Origin of the sequence: Bifidobacterium vansinderenii (assembly GCF_002234915.1) — a bacterium.
Lineage (GTDB): Bacteria > Actinomycetota > Actinomycetes > Actinomycetales > Bifidobacteriaceae > Galliscardovia > Galliscardovia vansinderenii.
This window is the reverse complement of record NZ_NEWD01000039.1, coordinates 1-20,660: the sequence shown is the minus strand read 5'-3', so window position 1 is coordinate 20,660 and position 20,660 is coordinate 1. Positions and strand designations below refer to the sequence as shown.

The following is a 20,660-nucleotide window of genomic DNA, read 5'->3' as shown; positions in this document are numbered from 1 at the left end:
CCTCATCATGATTGCTGAAACTTTTGTTTTCAATCTTGCTCATTGGCGAACCGCTTCGCATGACGAAGTCAATGTAGGTAATCAGATCATCGGCTCCGGGTTGAAAAAAGATGGTTCTGATTCGTTCGTGATCACGGATCCAGAGAACGCATTCGTGGAAGTGCCGATTGACACGAGTGACGGAGTTCGTCCGAGGCTGGAAGCCGTTCGAATCATGACCGGGGACGTGAATGTTCCTCGTGGTGAGCAAGTCGTTTACTCAGTTTCATTGGAAAAGAACGGAGAATGGCGCAGCTCGGCGTCCGGAGCTTGGTACGATTCGTCGTCGGAAGTGCTGTCATATACGGCTAAGCCAATTACTCAGTATGCGATGCTGCCGAGTTCTGATGCTGATTCCGTGCGCATTTATTTCAGGGGGAAGGTAGACCAGAAGGTTGCTTTCTCTGGCATTGAATTAAATTCAACAATTCCCTTTACGATTAGTATTGCTCGCATTGGAATAATGCTTCTTATTGGGGCGTTTATTATTTATTTCCGTCCCGGTTCTTCTCTGTACCGAGAAAATTATGATCTTGGTGATATTCGCCAGAAGATCTCTCTCGCTTCCTTAACAGGCCTCTCTTGCGTGGTATTTGTCGCTCTGTGCACCTTCACTCATACTGAAGGGCCTCATTTCAATATGACATTCAACCACTGGGTTGACCCATACCAGTATCAGCATCTGGCTGATGCTTTCTTGAACGGTCACTTGTATTTGGATCTGCCTGTAGACCCTCAGCTTGCGCAACTGCAGAATCCTTACGATTACACCGCTCGTCACGACTTCGGCTCGGAAAGTGCTCCTGTGTTCTGGGATTACGCTTTCTTCGATGGTAAGTACTACACGTATTTCGGTGCGCTTCCCGCCCTGCTGATGTTCGTTCCCTTCAAGGCGATCACCGGACAGTGGATGCCTACGTCGTTGGCCATCATGATTATGGGCGTCATCTCGATTATCCTGCTGTCCGTACTGGTTGCGAGCGTTGCCAAGCGTTACTTTGCAGATACTGCTTCTTGGGGCATGGTGCTGCTGATGTCGATCTTTGCCCCGCTTGCAGTGGATCTCTCATATTTCGGTTACATGACTGATTTCTACAGTGTGCCGATCGTCTCTTCGTTGGCGTTCACCGTAGGCGCGCTACTGCTGTGGATTCATGCCCGCAAGCGGTCTGGAGAGTTGTCTGCATTGCGTATCTTCCTAGGCTCGCTGCTCATGGCATGCAATCTCGGATGCCGCCCGCAGTTCATGATCGCTTGCCTGCTGGCGTTCCCGCTGTTCTGGAAGGAGATCACGGCCACGCGAGAGCTCTTCTCCAGGAAGGGGCTCGTGCAGACCATCTGCGCCTTCGTGCCGTTCTTCATGGCCGCCGTGCCGTGGATGTGGTACAACTACGCCCGCTTCGGCTCCCTACTGAACTTCGGCGCGAACTACAACCTGACCGGGTTCAACATGACCGAGGTGCATCCGTCACGCTTCGCCGTACCGGCCATGTGGCTGATGCAGCTGTTCCAGCCGACCTCGGTCGGAGGCGTGTTCCCGTTCGTGCAGGCGATCAACAACACACTGCCGTCTCCGAGCGAGCCGAGCCTCGGCGGCTATTTCATGATTGTGCCCGTGGCTCTGATCGGTCTGCTGTTCTTTGTGTTCCGCAAGACGATGAAGAAGGCGCACGTGTACGGTCTCGCCTGGGTGCTCGCGATCTCCATGGTCGTGGTTTCCCTGGTGGACGTCTCCGGTGCTGGCATTACCAACCGCTATCACGGTGATTTCGCATGGATGGCCGCCCTGCTCGCCATGCTGACGATCTTCTCCATTGAATCCGCCTTCGGAAATCTTGAACGGGGGGGGGTCTACGATTGTACGCAATTGAAGACCGCATTCCTCGTTCTGCTGGTCGTGCTCATTCTGTTCACCGTCTTCATCTACGGCTTCGGGACCTTCTCGACCGGACGGTACAGCGCGTTGACCAATACGAATCCAGACTTGTACTTGACCGTCAAGTCGTGGTTCATGGGATTCTACGCAGGGCAAGCTTAAGTAGGGATTATCGGTTGAGGCTGTTCAACGGAGAGCAGCCTCAACCGGGCTAGTCAGTCTTCTGGATCGAGCGTATTCTCGAAAACTTTTGAAAATACACCTTGATTGAGGATTTAGAATGACTGATAGTTCAAAGGTAGAGATTAAAGAAGTTTATCTAAATGGCCAAGGGAATACGTTCCTTAAACGATTCCCGATGTGTTTTTTTGTAGGTACTGTGGCATTGGCTGCTGTATCGTGTATTGCCTTTACTGCCGGTTTCTCGAGTGAGACAATATTTGCCGGATTTAAGTTATTTATTGGCGACCTTTCCCAATATATAGGTATATATGGGCCTGTTCTAGGGGTCCTCCTTTTTTCGGTGTTTTTTATTATTCATTACTTTGGTTGGATTTCTTTTGGGGATTTCGATATCAGAGCAAAACGTTACATTGTTGTATTTGTTGTTCTGCTGACGTTTTCCCTCGTTTTGCGTCCTCACAATTCTTCTCATGAGCAGTCTATTTTTAATACATTTCTAAATCCTCCTGCCATTGCAAATGAGTATAAGACAGTTTGGTATTGGGTTTATGTCGCGGTCAGATACTTCGGTATTGCAGCTACTCTCTGCGCATTGATTTCAATTATCCTGTACGTTTTGCGTTATAAAAATTCTGATACAGAAGCTAATGGAAAGCGTTGCGCATCGCTTTGCAGGGCGTCCAAGGATATCTTCTCTGGATGTTGTTTGAGGCTGTCGTTTATTAAGAATGCGTTGAGTAGGTTTTCAGTTCTGAGCATTGTAAAACTTTTTTCTCTCATCGTCATTTGTTGGGTTCCATGGATGATTTTTCTGTGGCCGGCCAATATTGCTGCTGATACGGTTGCGCAGCTAATGTGGGTCAAAAGTGGTAAGGTCTGGGATCCTTCGTCTCATGAGATGCTTCCTGGCTATGCGATGAGTGATCATCATCCTTGGCTGGATACAGTCATCTATGGTTTCTTTGATAGTTTTGGAACAAATCTATTGGGCAGCGAGGCGTGGGGCTTGTGGATTTTGGCTGTTCTGCAGACAGTTGGGGTAGCTGCAGCATTTGCCATAATTATCAATTATTTTACAGGCGTTTTGAAGTTGGACTGGAAGTTTGGTGTCCTCTTTTTGCTGTTTATTTGCTTTACTCCGATTTTTGCAAGAACGGCGATGGTTGTAGTTAAGGATGCGACAGCTTTGCCGTTCTTTTTGCTGTTCATGCTGCTGATTGTTGAGTACGTCAGAAGATTGAGACAGGACCTTCCTGTGAAGATATGGCTTGTTATTGCTTTGATTGTGCTTTTCGTTATTTGTGCAGAGATGCGAAAGATTTCTCTGGAAATCTTTGCGGCAACGTTCTTGGTTCTTGCTCTTTTCTTGAAGCGCCGTGTTCGCTCGATTGCAGTCGCTGTCATTCCTGTCATTTTGTTGTCAGTGATTTCATCTGTTGCTTTTCCTGCGTTGCATATTGCCTCTGGTGGACGTCAGGAAACCGTAGGTGTTTTCTTCCAACAGACAATGTACACCGCTGTAAATCATGAAGAATCGCTGTCTTCCAATGATCGTGCCATTATCAATGCGGTTAATACGTGTAGCACATCTGATCTTGTTGACATATTTGCTTTACAGGATGCCAAGAGAGAGATCAATAGTGATGATGCCTTGAAAGACCGTTGCTTTAACAGGGATGCATCTTCTAAAGATGTCGTCAACTTCATGGCTTTATGGATAAAGCTGGGGGTGCGTCATCCGCTGAGCTATCTTCATGCAGTCCCATGGCTAAAAGATCCTTTCACTATGGGAGCTTTTTATGATGAAGGCTGGTATGTGCGTGGTGGATGGGAAGACATGGGAACTGACAAGGTCATTCTTCCTCAATACCATAGCGATTTCACATCGGCAGAAAAGTCTAAGCCGCAGGAGTATGGGTCGGTGATTTATGCTTTCCTTGCTCACATGCCGGGTGTCTCATTCTTCATGAGCGAAGCCACTTATGTTGTGTGGATTCCCGTGATATCACTGATGATTTGCCTGTGGAAGAAGAAGTATCAGAATTTAGTGTTCTATACACCTTGGGTATTGACAATAATGACATTACTGCTGCTTCTCGCACACCAAACCCGATACACATGGACGCTGGCTTTCGGCGCCATAATGATCATCGCCATACCGTTCATCGAATTAAACGGCGGTAAGAATCTGGCGGAAGCTTCCACAGTCAAGGAATGATCGCTTGAGTTCCGGTGTGTTGGCTGCCGAATTGTGCACAGGCAGTTTTGAGCTGCCGACATGCCGGAATTTTTCCAAAAACTCGATTGCATTCGAGATCACTTTGTAATCGACTGCTCTGAGGTTTCCGATAGTTCACCCTCTCTTCGCCTCCCGTTCACGTATTACTATGTAGTAATCACCGAAACTCTGTAGTACCTACGCTGAGGAGAGGAAGAAGTCATGTCCTCGTTCCATAAGTTTGCCGGGCACCTGCCCTCATCGAAGCGGGCGGTCGCCCAGACGCGTAATGAACTCGAAGATCTGCGTCGAGAGATTCATGAGATCAAGGACGTGCTGTTCGCACGTATCGAGCAGGCCGACAACGGTATCAACATGAATCTGAACTATAAGGTGCACGAGGTGCTGCTGCCGCGATTCGACCGCATCGACACCGATCTGGACGCGCACGACTCGCACATGAAGATGTTCGCATGGGAGAACTATCGTCGCGACGACGAAACCCTGCAACAGGCCAAGGAGCGTTTCTTCCACTCCCTGCCTAAAGCCACGGGTGCCAAGCGTCTCATCCAGAACGGCAGTGCTCGGCTTATGGAGGAATTCGACCAGCTGTGCCGGCGTCATGATCTGAAGTACTGGCTGGATTTTGGCTCTCTTCTGGGTGCCGTGCGTCACGGCGGGTTCATTCCGTGGGACGACGATACCGATCTCGGCATGATGCGCGATGACGTGGACCGGCTGATCGTGATCGTCAACGACAAGAATTCCGAAGAAAGCCGGAAATACCGCGTTTCGATCGTATTCGACCCGTATGTGTTCTGCCGTCAGATTCGATTCATGTCGGCCGACACCACCAACCCCTGCTTCGTGGACATCTTCCTCTATGACTACGTGAACACCACTTCCGTCTCGCTGTACGACGAACGTCAGAAGGTACGTGACCGTCTGATCGAGAATCTGCGCACAGACAACTACGAGCGCTGGCTGGATCATGGCTATCTGCAGTCCACGGAACCGGAGGCGGGGGAATTCGCCGAAATCTTCGCCCAATCTCAGCGGGAGATGGAGAATCTGGGGCTCGTGGTGCCTGAATCGGAGGCCACGGGCGTCATGTACGGCATCGACAACATCGACAATCGCGCGATCCGTCTGTACGATGTCAACGACATGTTCCCGAATGGTTCGCTGTCATTCGAAGGCCATGACTATCTGGTTCCGGCAAAGCCGATGACGATTCTCAATCGCAACTATGGCGATATCTACGCACTGCCGAAGGATATCAACAGTCATTTCGTCCACGTCGACCCCACGCTGGTGGAACAGTCCGACGTCAGGGATTCGATTGCGCAATCCGTATCCGACGAATGCGACGACGATAACGCGTCTGACAGTAACGCATCCAACGACTGAGAAGAGAACGAGAAAGACGACACGAGAGGACAACACCAATCATGCGACGTGTAATCACCTACGGCACGTTCGATCTGCTACATTACGGCCATATCAACCTGCTCAAGCGCGCCCGTGAGCTCGGCGACTACCTGATCGTCGGCCTTTCGACCGACGAATTCAATGCCGGCAAGGGAAAGAAGGCTTACTTCCCCTACAAGCAGCGCAAGGAACTGCTGGAGTCACTGCGATACGTGGATCTGGTAATCCCCGAGGAAGCGTGGGAGCAGAAACGCAACGATGTGCTGCTGTATCAGGTCGACACTTTTGTGATGGGCTCCGACTGGAAAGGCAAGTTCGACGATCTCAAGGACGTGTGCGATGTCGTGTATCTGTCGCGTACGCCGGAGATCAGTACGTCCAAGATCAAGGGAGACCTTGAGCATCTGGTGCCCGAGGCGTAACTCGGGAAAAGATCGATATATAAGGCATATGGAAAGAGGCGGCCCTTGTGGGTCGCCTCTCTTGGTGTTGGGGGTTGTTGGGTGGGCACCTCATCCGTCCGCCGTTGGCGGACACCTTCCCCTCAAGGGGAAGGATAGGAGAGAAGAGAGCCTGCCGTTGGTGGGCGCCTTCCCCTCAAGGGGAAGGATAGAAAGGAAAGAGTCCACCTATGATAGGCGGACTCTTTCAGAGGGAAGGACGGGGGACGCCGCTCGCTCAGCCGCGCTTGAGGAGGCGGGCCTTCTCTTGGGCGGTGGCCACGAGACTCGACGGAGCGAAGCGCTTCATCGTGTTCACCGCGTTCTCGCCGATGCGGAAACGGGCGGAGCGATGGATCTCCTCCAGTGCCTTGTCGCGGCCGAAGATGCCGTCCTCGTCGGCGAGCGCGCGTTCCTCCAGCCACAGGTCCAGCGTGCGCGCGCCGCCGAACGTGATCTTCTGGAAGTTGTTGAACGCGTCGGTGTCGTAGAAGTACAGCGCGCCGTGCTTGTCGATGTCAAGCGTGGCGGCCACCTTGTCGAGGTACGTGTCCAGGAACTCGGTGATGCGTTCGGGCGTGTAGCGGGTCTGCAGGCCGAACATGAAGCTGCTGAGCAGCATGTTCAGGTAGCTCTTCTCGAACGTGTCGTACACGCCGCGCTCGCGCAGCATCTCGCCCACGGCCAGCACGGACTCGATGTCGGTCTCCGGCTCGGAGGTGTAGGGGATGATCTTCTCGAGCGACAGCCAGAACGCGCCGCCCACCTGCTTGCGCTGGATGTCGCGGATATCCCAGTCGGTCTTGAGGTCGAGGAACACCAGCGATTCGGTGGCCAGCAGCGCCTGCGCGCCCAGACCGAGCAGGTTGTCGGCGATGTCGTGTTCGTCGGCCTTGAAGCCGTGGTTCTTCAGGAACGCGGTGTTGTACACCTTGTGCCACGAGTAGTCGCGGTTCGAGGCCATCGCCAGTTCGGGGATGTCGGTCGCGGAGAACGGGCCGTAGATCGGGCCACGCTTGTTCTCGGGGGCGTCCATGTAGGACTCGGGGGTGCCGTAGCCCTTGTTGAGCAGCTTCTCGATCAGGTAGTCGCAGTGGATGTTGCCGATGTCGAGCAGCGCGATGTCGGAGTTGGTGCGGCGGGCGCCGGCCAGGGCCGCGCGCAGCGTCTTCTCGCCGATCACGAAGTGCGAGGGGATGAACATGGTGTACGTGCCGCGCACGGTGGCGAGCGCCTCGTCCACCAGCTCGGTCATGGTGGCGTCGGACGGCAGCTCGCGCACGGTGAAGCGCTTGTCCTTGGCCGCGAACTGACGGGCCACGTTCACGGTGCTGTCCTGCGAGCCGGCGTCCACAATCACGAACTCGCACGGCAGGTTCTTGAACTTCGAATACGCCTCGAACGCATCCACGATCCAAGAGCGGGCGTCCTTGGTGAGCAGCACGATCGACAGCTCCGGAGCAACCGGACGCTCGTGCGGGTGGATCTCGTAGGATTCGCCCATGAAGTCAAGGTAGTAGTCCACGAACTCGGGACGCAGGCGGCCGAGCATGAGCAGCACTTCCTTGCGGTCCATGGAGTCGAAGACCTCGCGGATCAGGCTGCGGATTTCCTCGTCCTTGTCGTCGAATCCGAACTCGCCGATCACGGAGGTGATGTAGTCGAACTCGCGCGAGTAGAACGCGTGACGCACGTCGTCGGAGATGTCCTGCGTATCGAGGAACGCACGCATCTCGCGCAGGCGGTCGAACGGCATGCGGTAGTCCTTGAGCAGCGAGGACGCGCCCGGGTTGGTCTGACGATAGTAGTAGTACTTGCCGGGCAGCCAGGAGATGCGGTCGGCCAGCACCATCGTCTGTGCGAAGAACGGGTTGTCGGTCCAGCCGGCGCCGGGGATGGGCTTGAAGCGGATCGTCATGCCGGCCTTGTTGTCGCCATTGAGGAAGGCCTTGCGGTAGATCGCCGACCAGATGGACGGGTGGTGGTAGAACGGCTCCGCGAACTCGTTGAGCGTGAACTCGGTGCGGCGCTGCGGCATCATGTTCGACAGGTTCGGGGTCAGCAGCGCATCCTTGTAGCCGTCGTGGCCGTCGTAGAACAGCCAGTAGGAGCTCTTGATGATGTCGACCGTGCCCTGCGTGGACGAGGCGCTGCCCAGCAGTCGGGCGTACATGTTCGGGTCGATGAAATCGTCGGGCTCAATGATGCTGATCCACTCGCCCTGCGCCATTTCGAGACCGCGGTTGCAGGTGGCGCCGTAGCCTTCGTTCTTCTTGTCGATGACCTTGAAACGGTCATCCTTGGCTGCGAAGGACTTCATGATGTCCAGCGAGCCGTCCTTGCTGCCATCGGAGAACATCAGGCATTCCCAGTCCTTGAACGTCTGCACTCGGATGGATTCAAGACACTGCGTCAGGTAGGTTTCGACGTTATAGATCGGAACGATAATCGAGATTTTGGGCATACCTTCGATAATACCGTGATAAGGGGAACACAAATCGAAGATACGTCCGTTTGCTTGTTGAAATCATGCGGATTGTTCCGGGTATCTCCGATTTGTGAACCGCTCCTGCAGCTTTATGAACTCTCTCCGGTACACAAATCGAAGATACCCGGATAAGACGTTGGAATTTCAATGGCATGCGAGGTGTATCTTCGATTTGTGAACCGCAAAAGCCCCTATGCGCAGACCATGTGACCATCAAAGGGGCCCAAAGCGTTGTTATATCGGCTCGCTGATACGATGGAACGCCGTGAAGACAGTGATGAAACGAATCCAGGACCGGTACAGCTACGCGCTGATCGTGCTGCGTGGACTGGTCAAGACTGATTTCAAACTGCGATACCAAGGCTCGTTCCTCGGCGTGGCATGGTCCGTGCTCAAGCCGCTGATGCTGTTCGCAGTGATGTATGTGGTGTTCGGCAAGTTCCTCCGCATGACCGACGGAACCCCCACATACCCCGTCGTGCTGCTGCTCGGCATCTGCTCGTGGAACTTCGTGGCCGAGGCCACCTCCATCGGCCTGCACGCCATCGTCGACCGAGGAGACCTGCTGCGCAAGATCCACTTCCCGAACTACATCGTCGTGGTGTCGGCAACCTGCGGATCCATGATCAGCCTCGCCATCAACTACGTGGTGGTGCTCATCTTCGCGCTCTTCAACCATGTGCACTTCACGTGGCGCGTGCTATTGCTGCCGCTGAACGTGATCCAGCTATGGGCGCTCGCGCTCGGCATGGCATTGATCTTCAGCACCATGTACGCCTATTATCGCGACATCGCGCACATCTGGGAGGTGCTGCAGCAGCTCATCTTCTACGGCATGCCGATCATCTACCCGCTGAGCTATGTGACCAGCAAGGGCGGCTTCTACGCCGAGGTGGCCCGTTTCGAGCTGCTCAACCCGATTGCGCAGACCATTCAGGACATCCGCCACAACTTCATCGCTCCGGAGACCCAGCCTACCGTGTGGAACCAGTTCGGCCACTGGTGGGTGCCGGCGATTCCGCTGGCCCTGACCGTGATTCTGCTGTGGGTGGGCATCCACGTGTTCCGTGTGAACAGCCGTAAGTTCGCGGAGGTGATGTGATGAGCGAGAAGAACAAAACCGTGGCCGAGAACGCGACCGAGACCGCAGCCGTGGCCAAGGCCTCCAAGACCCCGTTCGCAGACGCCCCCGTGGTGCTGTCCGTGAACCACGTCGGCAAGAGCTTCAAGCTGCCGACTGAGCAGGCCACCGGCCTCAAGCAGGCGTTCATCAACTGGACCAAGGGCATCAAGGGCTACAAGACCCAGGAAGTGCTCAAAGACATCGACTTCCAGGTACACCAGGGCGAGTTCTTCGGCATCGTCGGCCGCAACGGCGGTGGCAAGTCCACGCTCCTGAAGATCATCTCGCAGATCTACTACCCGAACAAGGGCAGCGTGAGCGTGAAGGGCAAGCTCGTGCCGTTCATCGAACTCGGCGTGGGCTTCAACCCGGAGCTCACCGGTCGTGAGAACGTGTACCTCAACGGCTGCCTGCTGGGCTTCACCACCGAAGAGATCGACGCGATGTACGACGACATCGTCGAATTCGCCGAGCTCGAGGAGTTCATGGACCAGAAGCTCAAGAACTACTCGTCCGGCATGCAGGTGCGACTCGCGTTCTCCGTGGCCATCAAGGCCCAGGGCGACATCCTCGTACTCGACGAGGTGCTGGCCGTGGGCGACGAGGCGTTCCAGCGCAAGTGCGACGACTTCTTCACCGAAGTGAAGAAGGACCCCACCAAGACCGTGATCCTCGTGACGCACGACATGGGCTCCGTGAAGAAGTACTGCACGAACGCCATCATGATCCAGGACGGCGAGATCGTGGCCCGCGGCAACACCGAGTCCGTGGCCGACCGCTACACGCTGGCCAACATTGAGGCCGAAAAGAAGAAGGGTGAGAAGGCCGCCGCCAAGGTGCGCGAACAGGGCATCTACCCGAACGGCCTGAACGAGCGCTGCCCGATCCTGCGCACGTACGCCGAATCCAACGAGGTGTGCAAGAGCTCCGACACGTTCCGCTTCGCCGTGGAATACCAGTACGACGAGCCGGGCGACTTCTATCTGGCGATCGCGCTGCACGACATCCGCCGCGGCGGCATCACGTTCGACACCGGCGCCAAGACGTTCAAGATGAAGGAGCACGGCCACCACACCGTGCACTTCGAAATGCCGCTCAACCTGTTCAACAACGGCGAATTCCGACTGTTCACCTCGCTGCGCACGCCCAGCCCCGCCAATCCGAACAACACCGACATGGTGGCCGTGGCCGTCGATGAGCGCGCCTGCACGTTCGTGATCCGCGACCCGCGCAACTGGGACTACGCGCTGATCAACAACCGCGCGCTGCAGATCGAACCCGTGGGCGACGACGTGGAGATCACCGGCAAGGTGGCACAGATCGAAGCCCAGCTCGCAAAGACCAAGGCCGGCGTGTCCGTCGCAGCCGACGACGCAGCCGAGACTACGACCGCGACTGGTCAGGCAGTGAAAACCGAAGGAAAGTGATAGCAATGGCTGATTCCAAATCCGACTCCGCGTCCCGCACCTGGGAGACCGTGGTCCGCATCGTCTACCCCACGCGTGACGCCGATCTGACCATGCCGCTGTACGCGATCGACTGGACGCCCCAGCATCTTTCCGAAACCATGCTGGATTCGCGCATCGACATGAAGACTCTGGAATTCGGACAGATGAACGAGTCCAAGTTCCAGCATCTCGTGCGCGGCTCGGTGGCCGGCGTCGGCGCATCCGGCGGCGTGCGCACCGACTCGTTCACCGTCACCTCGCGCGACGAGATCCGCGTGACGGCCGGTCAGCGCACCTCACTGTGCACGTTCTTCAACGCGTTCCCCGCCAGCTACTGGCGTCGCTGGACGCGCGTCGACTCCGTACGATTCGTCGCCACCGCAAGCGGCACCGGACGCGTGCTGCTCTACCGTTCCAACGGACGCGGACTCTCGTTCCCGGTCGCCACGATCACCGTCGAGGGCTCCGGCTCCACCAAGGTGGCACGCAACCGCACCATCGCAGCGGAAGTGCCGATGACCGATCTCATGGACGGCGGCTACTTCTGGTTCGACGCCGAAGCGTCCTCCGCCAACGATCTGACCATCACGCACGCCGCATGGCAGGTGCCGCAGGACCGTCGCGTGGCCGATGCCAACACCACGCTGTCCATCGCCATCGCCACGTTCAATCGTCCGTCGTACTGCCTCAATCAGCTCGTCGCCATGAGCGAGGCCACCGAACTGCGCAAGCGTCTCGACACCATCTACTGCACCGATCAGGGCACCGATCTGGTGCAGAACCAGACCGGATTCCCGGCCGTGGCCAAGGAACTCGGCCCGCAGCTCACCTACATCCGCCAGCGCAACCTCGGCGGCTCCGGCGGCTTCTCGCGCGGCATGTTCGAAACCGTGGAGGCCGGCAAGAGCACATACTGCCTGCTGCTCGACGACGACGCCATCAGCGAGCCCGAGGCGATTCTGCGCGCACTGCAGTTCTCCGACTACACCGTGCGCCCCACGCTCGTCGGCGGCGGCATGCTCCACCTCGACAACCGCACCGTGCTCTACTCGCAGGGCGAGCGCGTGGACTGGTACCGCATGTGGATGGTCCCGTCGCGCGGCATGGGCTACAACCACGACTTCTCCGTCGAGCCGCTGCGTGACGCGCCCGAACGTCATCAGCGCGTGGACGAGGACTTCAACGGCTGGTGGATGTGCATGATCCCCGTCGCTGTGCTCAAGAAGATCGGTCTGTCGCTGCCCGTATTCATCAAGTTCGACGACATCGAATACGGTCTGCGTGCCAAGCGCGCCGGATTCCCGACGGTGTGCCTGCCGGGCGTGGCCGTGTGGCATCAGGCGTGGCATGGCAAGGACAACGCGCGTACGTGGGAGGAGTATTTCACCAACCGCAACCGTTGGATCGCTGCGCTGATGCTCAAGCCCGAGCCGTCGCGTCGCGTGATCTTCGAGAACCTGTACAGCGACGCCAGCCTTGGACTGCGATTCATCTACTCTGCCATGGCGCTGCGTCACCAGGCGCTGCGCGACATCCTGCGCGGACCGCAGTATATCGTCGACTGCCTGCCCACCAAACTCGGTGAGATGCGCGAACTGCGCGGACAGTTCACCGACGCGCAGGCCAAGCCCAGCTTCGACGACTTCCCGGAGCCGGATCACGAGCTCGTGTCGCCGCGCTACCGTCCGCAGGGAGCGAAGGCGCGTCGCAAGGGTGGTATCCGTCAGATCGTGCGCAGCCTGATGCCGGGGCGTCGTGCGCGCGTGGGCGCGGGTGCCAAGCCCGACGTGGCGATCACCGCGCAGGACACCGCGTGGACGTGGCTCGCGTTCGCCGGCATCGACTCGGCGCTGGTCACCACGCCCGACGGTAACTCGGTGGCTTGGTTCAAGCGTGACAATCCGCGCTTCCGCAAGAGCATGTGGGAGGGCTACCGTCTGGCCAGCGAGCTCGTGCGCAATTGGAAGCGACTCTCCGCCGAATACCGTGCGTACGATCTGCCGTCGATCGAAACGTGGCGCCGCATCTTCGCCGTGGACAAGGCCGCGGCGGCTGCGGAGCAGGGTGGCGACTCCCTGAAGAAGTAGGGTTTGCGCTATTCGGGCTGTTGGCGCTTCAGATGTTGGGATCTGGGGCGTCAACATCCCGAAATCTGCTCTTTGGGGCGTCAACTTCCCATTTTCGCGTCGATTTTCGGGAATTTGGCGCCCCAAAGAGCTGAGAACGTCCATTTGGCGCCCCAAAAAGTCCGGCAAGGTTGACGGAATCTGCGATTCGCAGCGCCTATCGGAAGTCTGAGGCCCCTCGCGACGGGTGTTTGGTGCTGTGAATAGCGGGGAACGGGGTATTCGCGCTGTGAATCCCTCGAATGCAGGCCCACACTGCCCGCGCCACCTGTGCGCATTGCACGGCCTCGCCCGACGGAGTCCTGCGCCAAAGCCGCTTGGCATCGTCGCAAGTACTATGGTCCGTAGCGGAAAATCAAACATAGAAAGGTTGCACATGGCTGAGAACACCTACCCGGATCTGGTGATCGTCGGCGCCGGTCTGTTCGGACTGACGGTCGCGCAGCAGGCGGTGGAGCACCTGGGCGTGAAGGTTGAGATCATCGACGTCCGCGATCACATCGGCGGCAACGCCTACTCCTACGTGGACGAGGAGACCGGCGCCGAGATCCACAAGTACGGCGCGCACCTGTTCCACACCTCCAACAAGCGCGTGTGGGACTACGTCAACCGCTTCACCGAGTTCACCGACTACGTGCACCGCGTGTACGCCACGCACAACGGCGAGGTCTACCCGCTGCCCACCAACCTGGGCACGATCAACCAGTTCTTCCGCGCGCACTACACGCCGGCCGAGGCCAAGGCGCTCATCGCCGAGCAGGCGGGCGAGCTGGCGGGCACGGATCCGCAGAACCTCAACGACAAGGGCATCCAGCTGATCGGCCGCCCGCTGTACGAGGCGTTCATCAAGAACTACACCGCCAAGCAGTGGCAGACCGACCCGAGCGAGCTGCCGGCCGACATCATCAAGCGTCTGCCCGTGCGCTACAACTACGACAACCGCTACTTCAAGGACACCTGGGAGGGCCTGCCCAAGGACGGCTACACCAAGTGGATGGAACGCATGATCGACGATCCGCGCATCCACGTGACCCTCGGCGTCGACTTCTTCGACGAGTCCCAGCCGTTCAACAAGAAGGCGCTGCTCGCCGCCGGCGTGCCCGTGGTCTACACCGGCCCGGTCGACCGCTACTTCGACTACGAGCTCGGCGACCTCAAGTGGCGCACCGTGGACTTCAAGGAGGTCCGCTACGACGAGGACGACCACTTCGGCTGCCCGGTCATGAACTTCTCCGACGCCGACGTGCCGTACACCCGCGCCATCGAGTTCAAGAACTTCAACCCGGAGCGCTACAACCAGCAGAACCACGAGAAGACCGTGGTGTGGGAGGAGTACTCCCGCTTCGCCGAACGCGGCGACGAGCCGTACTACCCGGTGAACACCGACGCCGACAAGGAGCTGTACGCGCGCTACGCAGAGAAGGCCGCGGCCGAGCCGAAGGTCGTGTTCGGCGGCCGTCTCGGCACGTACAAGTACTACGACATGCACAACGTGATCGACACCGCGCTCACCGCGTACGAGGAGCAGGTGGAGCCGCTGCTGAAGAAGTAGTGATCTCGAAGTAGGAATCTCCGTTCCGCTCGTGATCTTCTGATCGTATCGGCGGTCGGAATGGTATGTAAGGCACTCGTAGGAGTCCTTCAGCCATTCCGGCCGCCGATTGTGTTATGAGGATTGGGGGATATGCGATGAAGAGGCATTGCGGAGTGTAGGGATGCGTGCGGGCGTGCGAAGATGCACTGGGACATGCCCGTGGAAATCTTCCGGATTTGGTCGGGCTACGAGAGGTACCGCGTCGTAACCGCGAACGTCGGTACGAATCTCGTCCGGGTTGGGTCGCGTAAAGGGGTTCGAGCCCCGGCATTCGGTGTCCGTGGCGGGATTGTGAGCTTGTGTGCGGGAATGGGGTGTTTTGTGAGCTCCTAGGAGCCGGATTTTCGGGGTCTCCGGGAGCGGCGGTTCACAACTCGAAGATACCTTCATCTGAGACTTGAAATTTAGCGGTTCGATTTTCGGTATCTTCGAGTTGTGAACCAGGCGAAGAAAACACCCCCTATCCCACACCCCAAAACCGAACATTTTTCGTGTAGCAATGTTCAGTTTTCGTGTTCACTCGCACATCGCATCTGAAAATCCGAAAAAAGATCGTTCAAAGAGTCTCAGGATTGCTGGAATCGGCTGAATTCCCGGCATTCTGGGAGTAGTCTGACACACAGTGATGAAATTCCTACGTAGTGTGGAGGACCAATGACCGACGTCAACGGCACCGTGGCCGCTATTCGTACCGGACTCGAATCGAACCTGATCGTGCACGACGAGAAGGTCGTGTTTCAGGGTGATGACGAGGCCCAGTTCACCGTTATTCAGGCCGATGTGAGCGTGGATGACACCCCCGTAGTTGCGGGTGCGGGCGAGAATGCCCCCGAAAACGCCGATGAGGCGGCGCAGGTGCATCCCATCCTCTTTGCCCAGGTGAATGGCGGCCAGCCCGGCGCGGTGTGTATCGCCGTGCACGAGGGCCGTCTGCTACTCGCCCGCCACTGGCGCATTGCCACCGACTCGTTCGAATGGGAGTTCCCGCGCAGCATGGGTGCCCCCGGCGAGGTTTCCGGCGCCACCGCCGAGCGCGAGCTGGCGAGCGAGGCCGGCGTGAAGGCCACGTCCCGTCGCCTGCTGCAGATGATGCACGCCGACACGTGCAAGCTGCGCGACTCCATCGCCGTGGTGGAGCTCGACGTCGATTCGGACTCGCTCGACGAGGCCGGCGTGCTCTCCGACGGCACTCTTGCTGGCCTGGACGATCTCGATGGCGCTACCCTCGCATGGCTCACCCCCGAGGAGATCGACACGATGATCGCCGAAGGCAACATCATGGACGGCATCACCCTGGCCGCCTACCTGATCTGGAAGACCCGCCGCGAGGCGGAAGAGGAGATCGAGGAGTAAGGGCGGCAGAGCGAGGTCGGGGGATAAAGCGCGGCTAAGGAGTGGCGCGCATAATCTCCCGACCCGCCTCAACAATCAGTGCCCCTGAAGCCGGTACTTCTCCTCCGTGGCGGCCTTCGCGGGGCGCCACCAGTCCTCGTGCGTGCGATACCATTCGATCGTCTGATCTAAACCGTGCGCGAAATCCGCATGCCGCGGCCGCCAACCCAACTCCCGCATGATCTTCGACGCATCGATCGCATACCGGCGATCGCCGCCCGGACGATCGTTCACATGATCGAACGCGTCCTCCGGCAGGCCCATCCGCTGCAGAATCATGCGCAGCACATCGATGTTGCTGCGCTCGCCGTCCGCGCCCACCAGATACGTTTCGCCCACGCGGCCATGCGTGAGAATCCGCCACACCGCGTCGCAATGATCGTCCACATGAATCCAGTCGCGCACGGCCAGCCCCTGTCCATACAGCTTCGGGCGGATCCCGGCGAGGATGTTCGTGATCTGCCGCGGAATGAACTTTTCCACATGCTGATACGCGCCGTAATTATTTGAGCAGTTCGAGATCGTCGTCGCCAAGCCATACGTGCGATGCCACGCGCGCACCAGATGATCGCTCGCCGCCTTCGATGCCGAATATGGGCTTGACGGATTGTACGCCGTGGTCTCCGTGAACTTGCACGGCTCGTCGAGCGTCAGATCGCCGTACACCTCGTCGGTGGAGATGTGGTGGAATCGGATGTCGCGGCGAAATGCACGATCGTGTCGATGTTCTGCTCGTGCAGAAGCCGCTCGACCAGCGTGCGTTCGCAGATGTCGCCGTGGACGAATGCGAGTCGGTCAGGGGCGACGCCGTTGAGACTGGCGCGATTGCCGGCGTAGGTGAGCGCGTCGAGCACCGTCATGCGCGCGTTCGGATGGTTGGCGGCGACCCAATGCACGAAGTTCGCGCCGATGAATCCCGCGCCGCCGGTGATGAGCAGGCTGCGGGGCGTGTGCAGGGGCGGGGTGCTCGGAGTGGACGCGGCGGTCGGTTCAGGGGAAGGCGTGATGGTCATGGCCTCCATGATATTGAACGATGATGATTCCCCGCCGCGTCCTGATTTGGTTTTTGGAGTCGCCGAACGCGGTGAGGTTCAGTCGGCGAACTCGCGGTGGATGATGTCGGCGATCGCTTCGGCCAGTCGGGCGTGGCTGTCGCCGTCCATGTGGAGCTTGTCGAGGTCGCTGGCCTCGGCCACGGTGGAAGCGTCGAGGAACATCCAGCCGTTCCTCTCCGCAGCCTCGCGGTAGAACGGGGCCAGACGCTGCGATCGCTCCACGGCGTCCTCCTCGAATCCGACGTACGGGCTGCGCGAGATGCCGGGCTTCACGGCAATGGGGGAGACGAGCAGGATTCTCGGGGCCGGGCCGCAGCCGCCGTACGGGTAGTCGCGGATCGCGGCGCACACCTGTTCGGCCGCCGCGGCGATCGTGCGCGGGGAGGCGTGGAAGATCTCCTTGAGATCGTTCGTGCCGAGGCTTACGATCGCGCAGTCGAGCGGACGCTGAGACTGCAGTACGATCGGCAGCGCCTGAATGCCGGCGCGCTGCGGTTCGAGCGGGTTGTCGAACACCGTGGTGCGGCCGCCCATTCCTTCCTCGATCACGCGCCATTGCGGTCCGAGCAGTGTGGTGAGTCGTCCGGTCCAGCGCACATCGAATGGGTGACGGGTGCCTGGCTTGGCCGGATTGGTGCCGAACGTGTTGGAATCACCGAAGCAAAGTAGGTTCTTCATGGTTCCACTGTAGGTTGAGGCGGCGGGTCGGTGGTGCAGTTGCCTGTATTTGGTCGGATGGGTGTTCACGGGCGGGACGGTCGTATGAGACCGAGGGCGTGGCTGCCGCTGCTTTGGGATTTGCTGACTTTTTGAGTCTATCCATGCTTCGCTAGGCAGATCAGAGGCGGCGCCGGCATCTAACCTCGCTTCCCTAGGTACTTGCTGAAGTAGTCCGGACTCGTATGGAGACAATTTTAGATAACTTGATGGCAGACAATATCTGCATTTGATGCTCGGAGAAGTGGCGCTGGCGGGGTCTATTTTCCCAACAACCTAGGGAAGCAAGGTTAGATGTTGAGGACCGGCATGGAAGTACCTAGCGAACGGCATATTAGGGGTGTTCCGTTCGCTAGGGACTCCCTTCGGTCGACGTACCGACGACAGCTTGCCCTGCAAGTGAGGGCGAGGCGATCTTCGATTACGGTCATCAAACTCGCCTTGTCGGCCTGTCCAAGCCCTACAACCGCCGCCGGCGTTTTTCTTTACGGTCTTGGCCTCGGAGAGAAGAGGCTTGGAAGGCGGGGGTCTCACGCCTGGCGGTAGACCTTGGTGTAGGAGCCTTCGGCGCGCGGACGAACCACGATCTGGTCCACGTCCACGGTATCGGGCTGCTCGAGCGCCCAGCGTACGCATTCGGCGATGTCCTCGGCCTTGAGCGGGTCGGGCACGCCCGCGTACACGGCCTCGGCCTTGGCGGCGTCGCCGTGGAAGCGCTTGACGGAGAACTCGTCGGTGTGCACCATGCCCGGCGCGATGTCGATCACGCGCACCGGCTCGCCGATCAGCTCCAGTCGCAGCACGCGCGCCATCACGCGTTCGGCGAACTTGGATGCGCAGTAGCCGGCGCCGCCCTCGTACGGTTCGATGCCCGCGGTGGACGAGATCACCAGCACGCTGCCGGACGACTCCTTGAGCGCGGGCAACAGCTTCTGCGTGATGCGCAGCGTGCCGAGCACGTTGAGCTCGTACATGGCGCGCCAGTCGTCGAGGTTGGCCGTGGCGACCGGATCTTTGCCGATCGCGCCGCCGGCGCAGTTGACCAGCGCCTTCACCGGGCCGGCGGCGAGAATGCGATCGACCGCGGCCTGCGTGGATTCCTCGTCGGTGATGTCGGTGACGATCGGCGTGCAGCCGGTTTCGCTTGCGAGCGCGTTGAGCTTGGCCTCGCGTCGGGCGAGTGCGAACACCGTCCAGCCGGCGGCGGTGAGTGTGCGGACGGTTGCGGCACCGATGCCGCTGGACGCGCCCGTCACCACGGCGGTGCGGGCGGATTCGGAAGAGACGGGGGAGGAGGATTCCTGTGACATGGTGTGCTCCTTTGCGTGGGGTTGTGTTCGGTTCCGATTCTAGTGTCGCGGCGGTGAGCCCCGGGGTCCGCGTTCCGGTGTTCTCCCTCCGTGGTGGGGTGTCGTGGATTGTACATAGCGGTGCGTGGGCGATCCGTGAACCTCCGTCCCGGTGTTCTCCCTCCGTGGGAGGGAGATGTCGCGACGTCGGTCGTGACAGAGGGAGGGGTTTCGCGCGGTGTGGTTTGGGTTGTGTGTGGTGGTTGGGTTTCTTGAGGCTGTGTTGGTGTCGGGTCCCTCCCTCAGCCGCGCGTTCGCGCGTCAGCTCCCTCCCTCGGAGGGAGCACGGTGGGGAATGGGGTGGAGGGAGCACGGTGGGGAATGGGGCGGAGAGAGCACGGTGGGGAATGGGGTGGAGGGAGCACGGTGGAATGGGGCGCATGCTCACTCGCCGACTTCCTGAGACCTCGGACGATCTGGGCTCATCCACTACGTAACTACGAAAAATTTTGTGAAACTACGTAGAAACCGGCGTTTTTGGCGTACGATGAAAGAGCGCCGCGCGGCATCGCTGCACAATCTCACGATTGGATGTCGTGCGGTTGCTTTTCTGTTTGTTTCACGCTGATTCACGGGTTAAGTAAAGAAACGTGGGTCTTATTCGCGCGTGTTGTCGGCGTGGCGTGGGTCATTTCGAGCGTCCGGCCCAGCCTTTTCTGACGCCGAATCCGTTCTCGTAGGCATCGACGCCGGTGGCCGGCAGCTGCACCGCGGTAACGGTGCCGGGTATGGAATCACCGTTCTCGATTGGCTCCCCTCCCGTTGTTCTCCAGTGTTCGGGGGTGACGAACGACATGGGATCGGGGCCCGCGGTCAGCATGTACACCGTCCATTCGCAGCAACGCTTCATATGCGCTTCCGACAGTCCCCGGTGGTGGCCGAGCGTGCGTTTGACGACCGCGTTGACTCCGCCCTCCAGCTGGTTCGTGGTCGACGGCAACGGACCGTGGTCCTTGGTGATGGCGGGGTCGCAGAACGCGAACAGCATCCCGGCGCGGTTGAGCCTGACGAGCCGGAAGTAGGCGCGGCGCAGGCGTTCGTGCGTCCACCACCATTTACGGCCCCTCGCATGCATGGGATCCTGTTTGGCGGTGGTTCTCTCCTTGAGGTAATCCCCGTGCTCCCCGTGCCACGCGTTGAGATCGGCGAGCCATGCGGCGGCCTCGTCCGCGGTTTTCACC

The 20,660-nt window shown here is 58.7% G+C and carries 12 protein-coding genes and 2 pseudogenes; 9 read left to right on the top strand and 5 right to left on the bottom strand.

Features of this window, described 5'->3' with window-relative positions; all coding sequences use genetic code 11:
* The 4 genes from Tam10B_RS13315 to tagD all read left to right on the top strand — a co-directional run.
* Positions 1–2,077 (top strand): hypothetical protein (locus Tam10B_RS13315; RefSeq protein ID WP_158214214.1); only part of this gene is annotated, 2,077 nt, incomplete at its 5' end.
* 118 nt (positions 2,078–2,195) lie between these two features.
* Complete coding sequence (locus Tam10B_RS11860; RefSeq protein ID WP_143248650.1) at positions 2,196–4,316, top strand: DUF6020 family protein; 2,121 nt, start codon at positions 2,196–2,198, stop codon at positions 4,314–4,316.
* Positions 4,317–4,538: 222 nt separating this feature from the next.
* Positions 4,539–5,726, top strand: coding sequence for a LicD family protein (locus Tam10B_RS11855; protein ID WP_093961453.1), 1,188 nt, complete (start codon positions 4,539–4,541; stop codon positions 5,724–5,726).
* A 41-nt stretch (positions 5,727–5,767) separates the two neighbouring features.
* A complete protein-coding gene (gene tagD / locus Tam10B_RS11850) occupies positions 5,768–6,169 on the top strand; it encodes a glycerol-3-phosphate cytidylyltransferase (RefSeq protein ID WP_093961452.1) in 402 nt (133 codons plus the stop codon).
* A gap of 256 nt (positions 6,170–6,425) precedes the next feature.
* Here tagD and Tam10B_RS11845 read toward each other — a convergent pair whose 3' ends face one another.
* Positions 6,426–8,651, bottom strand: coding sequence for a glycosyltransferase (locus tag Tam10B_RS11845; protein WP_093961451.1), 2,226 nt, complete (start codon positions 8,649–8,651; stop codon positions 6,426–6,428).
* 301 nt (positions 8,652–8,952) lie between these two features.
* Here Tam10B_RS11845 and Tam10B_RS11840 point away from each other — a divergent pair, with 301 nt between their 5' ends.
* From Tam10B_RS11840 to Tam10B_RS11820, 5 genes are all read left to right on the top strand, one after another.
* Complete coding sequence (locus Tam10B_RS11840) at positions 8,953–9,777, top strand: ABC transporter permease (RefSeq protein ID WP_198947606.1); 825 nt, start codon at positions 8,953–8,955, stop codon at positions 9,775–9,777.
* The gene (locus tag Tam10B_RS11835) at positions 9,777–11,225 is read left to right on the top strand and encodes an ABC transporter ATP-binding protein (RefSeq protein ID WP_093961449.1); all 1,449 of its coding nucleotides are present in this window, start codon (positions 9,777–9,779) and stop codon (positions 11,223–11,225) included. Before Tam10B_RS11840 ends, Tam10B_RS11835 begins: the two co-directional genes overlap by 1 nt.
* A gap of 5 nt (positions 11,226–11,230) precedes the next feature.
* A complete protein-coding gene (locus Tam10B_RS11830) occupies positions 11,231–13,333 on the top strand; it encodes a glycosyltransferase (RefSeq protein WP_093961448.1) in 2,103 nt (700 codons plus the stop codon).
* A gap of 415 nt (positions 13,334–13,748) precedes the next feature.
* Positions 13,749–14,924: a UDP-galactopyranose mutase gene (glf, locus tag Tam10B_RS11825; protein WP_093961447.1), complete on the top strand. Its 1,176-nt coding sequence runs from the start codon at positions 13,749–13,751 to the stop codon at positions 14,922–14,924.
* Positions 14,925–15,620: 696 nt separating this feature from the next.
* The gene (locus tag Tam10B_RS11820) at positions 15,621–16,319 is read left to right on the top strand and encodes an NUDIX hydrolase (protein ID WP_093961446.1); all 699 of its coding nucleotides are present in this window, start codon (positions 15,621–15,623) and stop codon (positions 16,317–16,319) included.
* A 75-nt stretch (positions 16,320–16,394) separates the two neighbouring features.
* Here the strand turns inward: Tam10B_RS11820 and Tam10B_RS11815 are convergent.
* From Tam10B_RS11815 to Tam10B_RS13310, 4 genes and pseudogenes are all read right to left on the bottom strand, one after another.
* Positions 16,395–17,371, bottom strand: a pseudogene (locus Tam10B_RS11815) (dTDP-glucose 4,6-dehydratase).
* 78 nt (positions 17,372–17,449) lie between these two features.
* The gene (locus tag Tam10B_RS11810) at positions 17,450–18,091 is read right to left on the bottom strand and encodes an SGNH/GDSL hydrolase family protein (protein ID WP_093961445.1); all 642 of its coding nucleotides are present in this window, start codon (positions 18,089–18,091) and stop codon (positions 17,450–17,452) included.
* Between the two features lie 569 nt (positions 18,092–18,660).
* Positions 18,661–19,440 (bottom strand): SDR family oxidoreductase, encoded by a 780-nt coding sequence (locus Tam10B_RS11805; protein WP_093961444.1) that lies wholly within the window; start codon positions 19,438–19,440, stop codon positions 18,661–18,663.
* A gap of 667 nt (positions 19,441–20,107) precedes the next feature.
* A pseudogene (locus Tam10B_RS13310) lies at positions 20,108–20,660 on the bottom strand (IS256 family transposase); the annotation flags it as partial.